The organism is Streptomyces sp. NPDC026538 (assembly GCF_055567535.1).
The window spans coordinates 357,336-370,918 of record NZ_JBVHQG010000006.1 but is presented as its reverse complement, the minus strand read 5'-3'; the positions used below and the strand labels follow the sequence as shown (position 1 = coordinate 370,918).

Sequence of the window (13,583 nt, the reverse complement as noted above, 5' to 3'; positions counted from 1 at the left end):
ATCCTCGTCCGAGGTATTGCGCGGGTCATGACAACCTCAAGGGTTCGCCAACCGCGCCTTCCCGCCGACCGAGGGATGTGGCCGTGACGCAGACTCGACGCTCGTACCGCAGACGCAGAAACGTCACCGTGCTGTCGCTGCTGCTCCTGGTACTGGCCGTGGTCCTCGGGCCCACCCCGAGTTCGGCGGCCGGCGGCGACTGGTGGACCCCGGCCGCACGACCCGCCCCGGACGTCGGGATCGACGTCACCGGCGAACCGTTCACCGGCGCCACCTCGACGGGCGAGGTGCGCGGGTTCGTCGACGCGCACAACCACCTGTTCGGCAACGAGGCCTTCGGCGGCAGGCTGATCTGCGGCAAGGTCTTCTCCGAGGCCGGAGTCGCCGACGCCCTGAAGGACTGCCCCGAGCACTACCCCGACGGCTCGCTCGCGCTCTTCGACTACATCACCCACGGCGGCGACGGCAAGCACGACCCGGTCGGCTGGCCGACGTTCAAGGACTGGCCGGCGTACGACTCGATGACCCATCAGGCCGACTACTACGCCTGGGTGGAGCGGGCCTGGCGCGGCGGACAGCGGGTGCTCGTCAACGACCTGGTCACCAACGGCATGATCTGCTCGGTCTACCCCTTCAAGGACCGCGGTTGCGACGAGATGACCTCGATCCGGCTGCAGGCGAAGATGACGTACGACCTCCAGGCGTACATCGACAGGATGTACGGCGGCACCGGTAAGGGCTGGTTCCGGATCGTCACCGACAGCGCGCAGGCGCGTGCGGTCGTCGAGCAGGGCAAGCTGGCCGTCGTCCTGGGCGTCGAGACCTCCGAGCCCTTCGGCTGCAAGCAGGTCCTCGACATCCCGCAGTGCGGCAAGGCGGACATCGACAAGGGGCTGGACGAGCTGTACGCGCTCGGCGTCCGATCCATGTTCCTGTGCCACAAGTTCGACAACGCGCTGTGCGGCGTCCGCTTCGACTCGGGCGGCCTCGGGACGGCCATCAACGTCGGGCAGTTCCTGTCGACCGGAACCTTCTGGGGGACCGAGAAGTGCACCGGCCCGCAGCACGACAACCCCATCGGCAACGCCTCGTCGCAGGCGGAGTCGGACCTGCCGGCGGGCGTGGCCGTCCCCGCGTACGACGCGGACGCCCAGTGCAACAAACGCGGCCTCACCGAACTCGGTGAGTACGCCGTGCGCGGCATGATGAAACGCAAGATGATGCTGGAGATCGACCACATGGGCGTCAAGGCCGTCGGCCAGGCGCTGGACATCCTGGAGTCCGAGTCCTACCCGGGCGTGATCTCCTCGCACAGCTGGATGGACCTGAACTGGACCGAGCGCGTCTACTCCCTCGGCGGCTTCGTAGCCCAGTACATGCACGGCTCCGAGGGGTTCGTCGCGGAAGCGGCGCGGACCAAGGCGCTGCGCGACAAGTACGCCGTGGGCTACGGCTTCGGCACGGACTTCAACGGCATCGGCGACCACCCCGCCCCGCGCGGCGCGGACGCCGCGAACAAGGTGACGTACCCCTTCAGGAGTGTCGACGGGGGCTCCGTCATCGACCGGCAGACCTCCGGTGAGCGCACCTTCGACATCAACACCGACGGCGCGGCCCACGTCGGCATGATCCCCGACTGGATCGAGGACATCCGGCAGGTCGGCGGCCAGGCCGTGGTCGACGACCTGTTCCGGGGCGCCGAGTCCTACCTCGACACCTGGAGGGCCACGGAACAGCATCAGGCCTCGGTGAACCTCGCCAAGGGGCGGCCGGCGAGCGCCGGTTCCTCCGAGTGGAACCCGTTCACCGGTTACCAGCCGGGCCGTGCCGCCGACGGCGACGACGCCACGCGCTGGGCCAGTGACTGGAGCGACGACCAGTGGTGGCAGGTCGACCTGGGCTCCACCCACCTGGTGTCCCGGGTGACGCTGGACTGGGAGCGCGCCTACGGCAGGTCGTACCGCATCGAGCTCTCCACCGACGGCACGAACTGGGGGACCGCCTGGTCCACGACCTCGGGCGACGGCGGCCTGGACACGGCCCGGTTCACGGGGACTCCGGCCCGCTACGTCCGCGTCCACGGCCTCGCCCGCGGCACCGACTGGGGATACTCCCTGTACGAGGTCGGAGTCCACAGCGCCTGAGGCGGGGTCCGCCAGGCCGGTCCGCCGGCCCTCCCCGCGCGGCCGGGGACCCGCGTCGATCACCACCCTCCGCGCCGAGCCCGAAGCCACGGCTGCCGGACGGGCACCGCCGTGACAGCGGGCGCTGACCCGGCCGTCGGCCCCCGGGCGCGTCGCCAGGAATGCAAGATCACGCAGGAGCCCATACCGTCGAAGGCAACGACCAGCAGGCCCCCACCGGCCGCCGGGCGGTCGACGGAGGCCCGTTCGATGCGGTGCGGAGCCCCTGCGAGACTGCCAGGCCACTCACGGAGACACGCATGAGTCGCGCCAAGCGCAGGACCCGTAACCCCTCCCGCAAGCAGGCCACGCCCAGGCCCAAGGGCGCCGTCCACACCACGAGGCAGAGCGAGTCCGTCGAAGGGCCAAAAACCGCGACGCACGGCAGGGACACCGACGAAAAAGCCGCCCCCGCACTCGCGGCACTCCACGAGGGGCGCGAGCCGCCGGCGGAGCACGAAGACGCCCCCGGGCACGGCGAGAGCGCGACGGCAACCGTCGCTCAGGACGAGCCGGTGCCGGACCGCCCCGCCGCGCACGAGCCCGCGCCACAGGCCGCCGCCGCACTCCGTTCCGTGTCCGACGGGCCTCTGCCCGACATGTCCCTGCCCGACGGGCCTCGGTCCGACATCTCTTTGCCCGACGCGGCAGACCGCCCGACCTCGCGGACCGTGGGCGACACGCTCCCTTTACGCCCCGCACGGGGTCCTGCGCGTCGGCCACGGACGATGCGCATGCGCATAGCGGAGGCGGAACCCTGGTCCGTGACGGTGATGAGCTTCCTGCTCCTCGGCGGTCTCGGCATCCTCACCGTCGTCACCTCGGTCGCCGCCTGGGGCCTGGCCGCGGTCCTCGCGCCGGACGCCCTGCCCCGGCTGAGCACGTTCCTGACCATCACCTTCAGCGTCATCACCCTCGAGGTCGTCCTGGGTTCGTGCCTGGCGGCCCTGACCACCTTTCTGTACAACCTCACCGCCCCGTACAACGGCGGCCTCGAGATCTCCCTCACCAACGAGCTCGGCCCCACCGAGGCGGGCGCCAACGCCCAGTTGGCCATGGACCGGGCCCACCTCCGCGCCCGCCGCTACCTCCGCGCGCACATCCCGGCCTGGGTCATCGGCGCGGTGCGGCGCCTGCCCGCCTGGTACGTCTCCCTCTGGGACAGAGCGGGCTCCCTGCGGGACAGGTACGCCTCCCCGCGGCGCAGGAAACCGGCCGCGCCGAGCGACCACGCGGTCCCGGTCAGCCCGGATGCCGGCGAGGGGGAGTGACGCACACGGTGTCATCAGGGGCGGCAATGGGTCCCGGACCGTCCTGGTGAGGTGGGTGACGGGGCGCCGCGGCCGCCCGCCCACTGATGGCAGGGCCTTCGTTCCGAAGCGGTGGCGCGCAAGTCCGCACGACCCGTGGGCCCCGCCCGACCTCCCTCACCTTCGGCAGGAGGTGAGCGTCACGTCGGCGGCCGGGTGAGTCTGGCGGCCACGGCGTCGAGGACCCATTCCAGGCCGGTCGCGAAGGATGTCTCGGCGTCCACGTCCGTGCCGTCGTAGACGGCCTTGCTCAGCGCCGGGAAGCGGCCCGTGGCCAGCATTCTCGTCACATGCGGGCCGGAGGCGCGCTGCCAGTCGTGTTCGGACAGGCCCGTGGCGGGACCCCGCCGAAGCCCTCGCCCTCTTCGACCAGGTCCAGCCATCCTGACGGCCAGGTGCGAGAGCAGCGGCTCGCCACGGCTTCACGGGACGGCACGGCACCGAACACAGCCCTAAGCCCGCTACCGCGGAAAGCCGGTCCGATATCACCTAGGAGCTGCCCAGCGACACCACGGTGGCGTCCGTGGTTCCCTGGGGGGTCTTGAAGCTGACGGTGTCGCCGACGCGGTGTCCCAGCAGTGCGCGCCCGAGGGGGCTGTCCTCCGTCACCAGGTTCTCGTCCGCCGCGGAGGCGATCTCGCCGATCGCGATGTCCTGCACCGCGCCGTCGGTGAACCGCACGGTGACCGTGCTGCCGACACCGACCACGCCCGCGGGGGCCGGCTGGGCGACCGCCGCCTGGTGCAGCCGCAGCGTGATGTTTTCGATGCGGGCGTCCAGGCGCCGGAGGTCGTCGGCCCGCTGCAACTCGTCGGCCTCGTCCGCGTGGTCGCCCGGGGAATCGTCGCCCCGCAACGTCGCGGCGACGCCCTGCCGCTCGGCGTGGAGATCGGTCAGCTGCTGCTCCAGCGCGCGACGACCCTCGGCGCTGATCGGTTCAGGCCCACCCATGTCCGCTCCTTCGGGGACGGCACGACCGAAGTCGGAGTCCGGACCACACGTTGTACCGATTTTACCGACTATGTGCATGGATGCGATGCCGTCAGGCCCCAGCCCCCGGGGTCAGCGGAGGAAGCCCTCGTAGTTGCGCTGCTGGAGCTGGCTCTCGATCTGCTTCACGGTCTCCAGACCGACACCCACGATGATGAGGATGCTGGTGCCGCCGAACGGGAAGTTCTGGCTCGCCCCGAACCCGACCAGCGCGATGGTCGGGACGAGGGCGATCACCCCCAGATACAGCGAACCCGGCCAGGTGATCCGGTTGAGCACGTACGACAGATACGTCGCGGTCGGCCGCCCGGCCCTGATGCCGGGGATGAAGCCGCCGTACTGCTTCATGTTGTCCGCGACGTCCTCCGGGTTGAAGGAGATGGAGACGTAGAAGAACGCGAAGAACACGATGAGGAGGAAGTACAGGGCGATGTAGATCGGGTGGTCGCCCTTGGTGAGGTTCTGGGTGATCCACCGTTTCCAGACGGAGTCCCCGCCCGAGAACTGTGCGACCAGGGCCGGGATGGACAGCAGCGAGGAGGCGAAGATGACCGGGATCACGCCCGCCTGGTTCACCTTCACCGGGATGTAGGTCGAGGTGCCGCCGTAGGACCGGCGGCCGATCATCCGCTTGGCGTACTGGACCGGGATCCGGCGCTGGGCCTGCTCGACGAAGACGACCAGGCCGACCATGGCGAGGCCGACGACGATGACGGCGCCGAACTCGATCCAGCCGCCGGCCAGGGTGCCCTGCTTCTTGATGGCCCACAGCGCGGACGGGAAGGAGGCGGCGATCGAGATGAACATCAGGATCGACATGCCGTTGCCGATGCCGCGGTCGGTGATGAGCTCACCGAGCCACATGACGAGGGCGGTGCCGGAGGTCATGCAGATCACCATCGTGATGGTGGTGAAGATCGACTGGTTCGGAATGATGCTGGAGGCGACCGAGCAGCCGGAGAAGATGGCGCCGCTGCGGGCGGTGGCGACCAGGCCGGTGCCCTGCAGGACGGCGAGGGCCACCGTCAGGTAACGGGTGTACTGGGTGATCTTCGTCGTGCCCGCCTGACCCTCCTTCTTCATGGCTTCCAGACGCGGGATGACCACGGTCAGCAGCTGAAGGATGATGCTGGCGGTGATGTACGGCAGGATGCCGAGCGCGAAGATCGTGATCTGCAGCAGCGCGCCCCCGCTGAAGAGGTTGACCAGTCCGAACAGCCCCTGGTTGCCGGACGCCTCGCCCACACACGTCTGGACGGCCCGGTAGTTGACGCCGGGGATCGGGACATGGGTACCGACCCGGTAGAGCACGATCACGCCCAGCGTGAAGAGCAGTTTCTTGCGCAGGTCAGGCGTCTTGAAGGCATTGATGAACGCGGTGAGCACGGTGCCTCCTGCACCCCTTCGCACATGGGCCGTCGGGGTCGGCGATGACGACAGCACATCGACACGGGAGCGAGGCATGCCGTCCGGAACGGTTCGGGCCACACATGAATGACTCCCCATGCGTCGCCCGACACCTGTTCAGCGGAATTTGCAACTTTTGGGCTCACGGCACCCCCCCGGCGCTCAGGTACTCACCTCTCGAAGGAGGCGAAGGCGGCCTCCTGCCGCCACTGGACGGCGGCCTTCGCGCTGACGGCGACGAGCCGGAGGCACTCCTCGCTCGGGGTACGGCCGCTGCCGGGCAGCTGGCCGGCGCAGGCGGTCGCGGGGCGGTAGCCGTCACGGGTGGGGTTGCCCCGCCACAGGCTCCGGCCGGGGAGGAACGCGTACTCGAGGGAGGCGCGGGCCAGGTCCTTCAGTTCGGGGTAGGTCAGGCCGTAGGTCTGGGCGGCGTACTGGTACTCGTGGGTGATGTCGATCCGGGAGACGCCGGGATCGTCGGTGGCCAGGACGACCGGTACGCCGTAGGAACGGTAGGTGTTGAAGGGGTGTTCGGCGCCGCGTACGCCGAGGATCTGGGCGTTGCTGGTGAACGGCACCTCGACGGCGATCTGGCGGGCGGCCATCGTGCGGGCGGTCTGCTGCCAGCCGTCCTCGTGGACCAGGTCGACGCCGTGACCGACGCGCTCGGTGCCGGCGACGTTCACGGCTTCCGCGATGTGGAACCTCAGGTCCTGGGGCTTGACCAGACCGGGCCACAACTCGCCCGCGTGCAGGGTGACATGGGCCTTGGGGTAGACGGTGCGCAGATAGTTGAGCATGCGCATCTGCAGGCTGTAGTCGGCCAGCGAACTGTTCCAGTCCTCGGGCTGGACGAGGTTGACGGCGACGAACCGGGAGTCGCGTTCGGCGAGCCGCATGCCGAGGGCCAGTTGCGTGAAGACGCGCTCCGGCGCGCTGCCGCGACTGACCTGCGAGATCCAGCGCACGGTCAGCGCACAGCCGGGGCGGGGACGGCTGGTGCCGCAGCGAGCGGCCGTACGGAACTCGGCGTCACCGTCGTCGGCCTCCTTGCGCGCGTCGGCCACGACCTTGTCGAGCCTGCCGCCGGCCACGAGCTTGGCGTGCAGCGCGGCCAGGTCGGGATCCCAGCCGACCTCGGCGGCCAGTTGCCGGGCGCCGTCCGAGGCCGGGGTGATCATGGTCTCCAGGTAGAACTGGTTCTGCGCGGCGTCCGCGTCGGCGACCTGGGCGAGCAGCTTGCCGCGATGCCGCCAGGGCACCTCCCCGAACTTGTTGAACGTGTCGAAGAAGTGGTCGTGACCGTTCTGGTCGGGCGGGAAGTCCTGCATCGACCAGGCGCGCACGATCGCCTCGTAGAAGTCGCGGTCGGCACGGGCATCGGCGGCCGGGCGGGTACCGGGGCCGCACGGCGGTACGACGGCGGTCAGCGTGGCCGTGTCGACGCACAACCCGTCGTCGGCGGCCAACTCGACGAGGTACTCGGTCCTGACCGCCCCGGAGAGGTGGTTGTGCAGGTCGCCGCCCTTGGGCAGGTGCCGGAAGAAACCGCGCAGCAGCCTGGGGTCGTTGCGGATCGACTCCAGGTACGCGGCCGTACGGGCCTCCGCGGCCGTCATCGGCCGGGGGGCGCCGCGGGCCTCCTCGTGCGCGGCCGCGGGCGGCGCGGCCGACAGGGAAGCGAGGCAGAGCAGGGAGAGGGCGCCGAGTCCGGCGGAGAGCGCCGTGCGGCGTGAGGAGTGCGCGGCATGGGGGCCGTGATAGGTCGTCACACTCATATGATCATCAGGTCGGTCCGGCCGGTCCCGGCTGCCGCGCGGTGGGCACGACGGAGTCACCCGCGCGGGCGCAGCGGCGACCTGCCGGACCGCGCCGTGGAGTCCGCACGAGCCGCACGCTCAGTCCGTCGCGGGCTTCGTCCGGCCGGCGCCCGCGTGCTCCGCCAGTGCCCGCTGCCGGGCGTAGTCGACGGCCGCCGCCAGTGTCTGGATGTCGTAGGCGCCTTGGTGACGTCGGCCGTTGATGAAGAAGGTGGGCGTACCGGAGACGCTGCTGAGGTCCGCGGAATCCACGTCCTCCGCCACCCGTGGGGCGCCGCGGTGCTGTTCCAGGTCCCGCCGGAACCGCTCCACGTCCAGCCCGATCTCCTGCGCGTGACGCAGCAGGTCGCGCGCGCCGAGAGCGTCCTGCCGTGCCAGCAGCAGGTCGTGCATCTCCCAGAAGCGCCCCTGGCGGGCGGCGGCCTCCGACGCCTCCGCCGCCAGTTGCGCGTTGGGGTGGACGTCGGTCAGCGGCAGGTGCCTCCACACGTAGCGGACGTCCGCGTCACAGCCCAGCAACTCCCGTACCACCGCCTCGGCCTGGCCGCAGTACGGGCACTCGAAGTCGCCGTACTCCACCAGGGTGACCGCCGCCCGTTCGGGGCCGCGGACACGGTCGTGGCGGGCGTCGACGGTGACCGCGAGATCGGTCAACGGATCGGCGTCGCCCAGCAGCGCCCGGGCCCGGCGGGCGGCCGGCAGCAGGTTCATCACCCCGGTGACCGCCCAGCTCATCGCGAAGGCGCCGACCAGCGTGGCGAGGATGCCGATACGCGCCTGGTCCAGTTCCTCGCCCTCGAAGGCCAGCGAGGCGATCAGCAGCGACACCGTGAAGGCCGCTCCGGCGATCGCTCCGCCGGCGGTGACCGAGCCCCAGCCGACACCGGGCCGTAGCCTGCCGCCCGACAGCAGCCGGGCGGCTGCCATGGACCCGACGAGCCCGATCACCTTGCCCACCGCACAGCCGCACACGATGCCCAGTGTGATCGGCGAGGTGAACGCCTCGGCGAGTTTCCCGCCGCTGAGTTCGATGCCGGCGTTGGCCAGCGCGAACAGCGGCACGATCCCGAAGCTCACCCACGGCAGGAACCTCTGTTCCAGCCGCTCGTTGGGGGAGATCGCCGCGGTCAGGCCCTGTACGGCCGAGCGCTGCAACTCGGGTGTGGGCTGTTCCCGGAAGAGCCGGAAGAGACGACTGGCCTGCTCCAGACCCTCGCGCGGCGCCGGATAGGCGACGATCAGGGCGCCGACGGCCAGACCGGTCACGACCGGGTCCACCCCGGCCTCGTGCAGCGCCACCCAGACGACCACCGACAGGACGGCGCAGTACCGGCCCTTGCGGACGCGTGCCAGCCGCAACAGCATGATGACCAGCAGCGTGCCCACGGCCACCAGCAGCGCGGGCAGGTGGATGTCGTCGCTGTAGAAGACCGCGATCACCAGGAGCGCGACCAGGTCGTCGACGACCGAGATGGACAGGATGAACGCCCGCAGGGAAGCCGGCAGCCGCGACCCGAGTACGGCCAGGATGCCCAGCGCGAAGGCGGTGTCCGTCGACATCGCCGTACCCCAGCCGTGCAGGGAGTCCCGTCCCGCGTTGAACGCGCAGTAGATCAGCGCCGGAACCACCATGCTGCCCAGTCCGGCCACCGCGCTCAGCAGCACCCAGCGCCGGTCGCGCAGTTCCCCCATGTCGAACTCGTGCCGGGCCTCCAGGCCGACGACGAAGAAGAACAGGCTCATCAGTCCGGCGTTGATCCACTCGTGCAGGGTCAGCGACAGGTGCCTGGTGTCGAAGCCGATCGTGAAGTGCGCCTGCCACACGGCCTGGTACGAGTGCATGTCGATGTTGGCCCACAGCAGCGCGACGCACACCGCGCCGAGGAGCAGGACGGCGCTGCCGGTTTCGGTCTGCACGAAGGAACGCCAGCGCGTCTTGCTCTGCGTTGCCAGTCCCTGGGACGCCTCGGTGGACTCGTAGCCGCTCACGTGCCGATTATCACCGCCGGCCAGGTGAGGGGCGGCCGGGACTCGACACCGGCGACAGTGACCTGGGGCTCCTTGCTGACGGCGCGTCATGTAAGGCGCCCGGAACCGTCCTGAGAGCCCTGGTCCGAGAGGTGTGCGCGTTGTCACGCCCATCAAGGGTGGTCTGAGTTGTTTGCATCACAGCGGAAATGTCCATTTGGCGTCCATGCTCGAAGCGGCGCTCGGCTCCCGAACTGGAGCCTGCCGTCGATGCCTTGGGCGTGCGGTTTCTGAAGTGACCCATGGCACAGCGCCCGCGACCACCCTCCCTAATCCTCCCGGAAGGACACGTTATGTCCGCTTTCCTTTGTCCTCCTGCCGTGATCCACGGAGAGTACGCCGTGGAAACCAGCCAGATCGTGGCGGAGGTGCGCGATCGGCATCCGCATGCGACATGGACGCCGCGGATCGAGGGAATCGCGGCCAGCACGGGCATAGAGACCCGCGGGTGGATGCTGCCGCTGGAGGCCGCCGTGGCGCCCGGCAAGGGCGGTGGCCTGCAGGCCGTCGGCAGCGCGTCGGCCCAAGAAGCACTGGCGCGTGAAGGGTTCACCCAGCAGGACGTGGACCGCGCGATCGCCGCGCTCGAGGCGATACCCGCGCCGCAGACCGTGCAGGAGCGCACCGCGCCGGCCTGGGAGGCGGTGCAGTCCTACGGGGAGCATGCGGCACGCGGGGCCCTGCAGATAGCCGGTCTCGACGCCGCGGACGTCGACTGCCTGATCACCAGTCACTCCACCACCCCGGCACTGCCCGGCCTGGACGTCGCCCTGGCCAACAGACTTTCCCTGCGCAACGAGGTGATGCTGGTGCCGGCCACACAGTGGGCCTGCATAGCGGGAACCCGTTCCCTGGCGCTGGCGAGGGATCTCGTGGCCGCGGACCCCGACCGAGTGGTCCTGGTCGTGATCGCGGAGGCGCTGAGCACGACCTACCAGCCCGCGGACGACACTCTCGAGTCCCTGATCGTCCGGCTGCTGTTCGCGGACACCGCGGTCGCCACGGTGGTCACGGGCCGTCGGCGGAGCGAGTCGGCGCTGCGGCTGGACGCCGCCTGGCACCATACCCTGCCGGGCACCCAGGACCTGCACCGTCTCGACACGCGGGCGGACGGCACCCACTTCGTGATGGACCGGCGCGGGCCGCGTGCCGTGCAGGAGACGGTCACCGCGATGTGGGAGTGGCTGCGCGTCCGCTACCAGGACGACCCCGGCTCCTGGCACCCCGACGTGCTGCTCGCGCACCCCGGCGGGACCCGGGTGCTGGAGTACATGGAGCAGACGATGCCCGACGCGTGGCCGTCGGGACTGCTGGAGTACAGCCGGGACAGCTACACCAGCGGCAACCGCGGAGGCGCCGCCGTGTTCGACATCATGCGGCGGGCGTACGACGCCGGGCAGAAGTCGGGCAGCCGCGCCGTCCTGTACGCGGCGGCACCGGGCCTCAGCGCGACCGCCCTGGAAGGCGAGTGGCTCTAGCCGGAAGGGGGGCGATGGTGGTCCGACCCCGCGCCGTCCGTACGGCGCACGGCCGTCCCCGCGTCACCGTGCGACTTCCGCCCAGACCACCTTGCCGGTGTCCGTCCACCGCACGCCCCACCGGGTGGTGAGCCGGTGTACGACGTACAGGCCGCGACCCCTGTCGTCGTAGAGGCCGCCCCGCCTCAGACGCGGCCTGCCGTTGCCCGTGTCGCCCACCTCGCACAGCAGGCTGCGGCCGGTCCTGATCAGCCGTACCGTGACAGGACCGGTGGCGAAGCGCACCGCGTTGGTGACCAGCTCGCTGACCAGGAGCAGCACGTTGTCCCGGGTGTCGTCCCGGGCGTGCCACTGCCGCAACAGCGCGGAGAACAGCGCGCGGGCCCGGGCGGGCGCGTCATCGCGGGCGGGCAGCCGCCAGGTCGCCGTGTCTCCCTTGCGGTAGCCGATCATCCGCGCCAGCAACAGGGTCACGTCGTCGCGCTGGTGCGGGGGTGCCAACGCGGAGACCACGTGCCGTGCGGCCTGCTGGAGGGCGTCCCAGGGGTGCACCGTGGACACGACGTCCGCCAGCCTGCCGATGCCGTCGTCGATCGCCACGGCCGGATCCTCCACCAGGCCGTCCGTGTAGAGGGCGACCAGAGAACCGGAGGGGATGTCGAACGTGTGTACGTCGAACGGCTCTCGTAGTGCGAACTCGGCGCCCAGACCGGGATGCGGGCGGATCGGGAGCGGGCCCGCGTGCCCGTCCGGGGACACGAGAACCGGGGGAAGGTGGCCGGCGCTGGACAGCGCCATGCTGTGGCTGACCGGGTCGTAGAGGGCGATGCAGCAGGTCGAACCGAGGGCGCTGTAGCCGGCCGCGAGCCCGGACTCGGTGTCGTCCAGCAGCGTCACGGTCTCGTCCAGGTGCTCCAGCACCTCGTCGGGCGCGAGCCCCGCGGACAGCAGGGCGCGGGCCTCCATGCTCAGCTGGCCCATGGTCGCCGCGGCTCCCAGACCATGTCCGACGACGTCACCCACCACCAGCGCGGTACGACCGTCCGGCAGCGGAAAGCTGTTCACCCAGTCACCGCCGACCCCCGCGCTGTCGGGCGTGGCCGGCTGGTAGACGCTGGCGATCTCGATGGTGTTCCCGCCCATGCGGGGCAGCAGTCGGCGCTGCAACGCCAGCACCTGCTTGTGCTCACGCTGGTGCTGACGGGCCAGGTCGACGTGGTGGACGGTCCTGGCGACCAGTTCCTGCAGGTCGAACAGTTCGCTGTCGCGGAAGGGGCTGTCGGCCCGACGCCAGATCTCGGCCAGGCCCAGCACGACGGGCGGCGCGCCGTCCAGGACCAGCGGTATGCACGCCACACCCGCCGACCGGTCGCCGGGCACCAGGGCCCGTATCAGTCGCGGACTGCCGAGGACCCGCTCGACCGCCTTCCGGTCGGGGATGACGATGGCCTGCGGGGCGTCGTCCCGCCGCACCGCCTGCGCCAGCAGGCGACTCGCGTCGCCGGGAAGATCGTCGCCCGGAGTGACATAGCCCTCGGGCCACGCGCGGTTCGGCACCAGGGCCGCCCGCCGCAGCCTGATGCGCCCTTGCGCCTGCCCGGTGACTCCCTCGCCCGTCCACACGGTGAAGTCGAGGTCGACGGCGGCCACGTCTCCCCAGGCCAGCAAGGACTCCGCCAGTGACTGCGCGGTCTCGTCGATGTCCAGCGAGGTGCCGATCGCGGTCTCGGCGGCGTACAGGTGCAGCCTCTTGGCCATGGCGATCACGGAGACGGTCAGGCCTTCCTGAGGCACCGCGGCGGGCAGGATGCTCAGCGACACCACCAGTTCCGACCCGTCGCGGCGCCGCAGGCGCTGGATCCGCGCGACATGCGCCTCACCGGTCTCCAGAACCTGCCGCAACCGACGTGTGACCGTCGGTACGTCGCCGGGGGGCAGGAGATCGACGAAAGGACTCCCGGCCACGGCGACCAGACCGGCGAACACCGGCGCGTCCAGATTGGAGCGGATCACTCTCAGATCCCTGTCCAGGTTGATCACGCCGAGTATCTGATCCTGCCGGCCGGCTGCCGGGCCGTCGGGTACGCGCAGACCCGTGCCGCGCTCGTCGGCATCGGTGCGACCGGCGGCCGGTTCCGTTCCGCCACGGGGGACGTAACGCCCCAGCGCGCTGCTGACCATGTCGAACGGCGAAGACGACGAAGAGGAGGGTGTGGCGTCCATGTGGCTCTCTCAGCAATCGCCGACGCAGCGCCGGAGCCGTGCTCGGACCCGGCGACGGGGCCCCGAGATCCCTGACCGCACACCTCATTGAATATCACCGGGGCTCGCTTCGCCCACACCGGCGGAGCACGCGGCGAACGCGGA

The 13,583-nt window shown here is 70.5% G+C and carries 8 protein-coding genes and 1 pseudogene; 3 read left to right on the top strand and 6 right to left on the bottom strand.

The features are described 5' to 3' along the window. Nucleotides 1-83: 83 nt before the first annotated feature. Entirely contained in the window at nt 84-2,144 is a 2,061-nt protein-coding gene (locus ACZ4N4_RS25430; protein ID WP_467592389.1) for a galactose-binding domain-containing protein, read from the top strand. A gap of 773 nt (nt 2,145-2,917) precedes the next feature. Then, nucleotides 2,918-3,454: a DUF3566 domain-containing protein gene (locus ACZ4N4_RS25425; RefSeq protein WP_467592387.1), complete on the top strand. Its 537-nt coding sequence runs from the start codon at nt 2,918-2,920 to the stop codon at nt 3,452-3,454. A gap of 179 nt (nt 3,455-3,633) precedes the next feature. On the opposite strand, the pseudogene ACZ4N4_RS25420 reads toward ACZ4N4_RS25425, so the two are convergent. The 5 genes and pseudogenes from ACZ4N4_RS25420 to nhaA form a co-directional block, all read right to left on the bottom strand. Further along, nucleotides 3,634-3,846 (bottom strand): annotated as a pseudogene (locus ACZ4N4_RS25420) (TetR/AcrR family transcriptional regulator C-terminal domain-containing protein); the annotation flags it as partial. A gap of 136 nt (nt 3,847-3,982) precedes the next feature. After that, nucleotides 3,983-4,444, bottom strand: a complete 462-nt coding sequence (locus tag ACZ4N4_RS25415; protein ID WP_453578345.1) for a GreA/GreB family elongation factor — start codon at nt 4,442-4,444, stop codon at nt 3,983-3,985. Between the two features lie 111 nt (nt 4,445-4,555). After that, entirely contained in the window at nt 4,556-5,869 is a 1,314-nt protein-coding gene (gene secY / locus ACZ4N4_RS25410) for a preprotein translocase subunit SecY (RefSeq protein ID WP_467592385.1), read from the bottom strand. 191 nt (nt 5,870-6,060) lie between these two features. Beyond that, nucleotides 6,061-7,668: an adenosine deaminase family protein gene (locus tag ACZ4N4_RS25405; RefSeq protein WP_467592383.1), complete on the bottom strand. Its 1,608-nt coding sequence runs from the start codon at nt 7,666-7,668 to the stop codon at nt 6,061-6,063. 120 nt (nt 7,669-7,788) lie between these two features. Then, nucleotides 7,789-9,699 carry a Na+/H+ antiporter NhaA gene (gene nhaA, locus ACZ4N4_RS25400; RefSeq protein WP_467592381.1) on the bottom strand — a complete coding sequence of 637 codons (1,911 nt, stop codon included), beginning with the start codon at nt 9,697-9,699 and terminating at the stop codon, nt 7,789-7,791. A gap of 332 nt (nt 9,700-10,031) precedes the next feature. On the opposite strand from nhaA, the gene ACZ4N4_RS25395 reads away from it, so the two are divergent. Further along, nucleotides 10,032-11,216: a beta-ketoacyl-[acyl-carrier-protein] synthase family protein gene (locus ACZ4N4_RS25395; protein WP_467592379.1), complete on the top strand. Its 1,185-nt coding sequence runs from the start codon at nt 10,032-10,034 to the stop codon at nt 11,214-11,216. A 63-nt stretch (nt 11,217-11,279) separates the two neighbouring features. Here the strand turns inward: ACZ4N4_RS25395 and ACZ4N4_RS25390 are convergent, their stop codons facing one another. Next, nucleotides 11,280-13,439 (bottom strand): ATP-binding SpoIIE family protein phosphatase, encoded by a 2,160-nt coding sequence (locus ACZ4N4_RS25390; protein WP_467592377.1) that lies wholly within the window; start codon nt 13,437-13,439, stop codon nt 11,280-11,282. Nucleotides 13,440-13,583 lie beyond the last annotated feature (144 nt).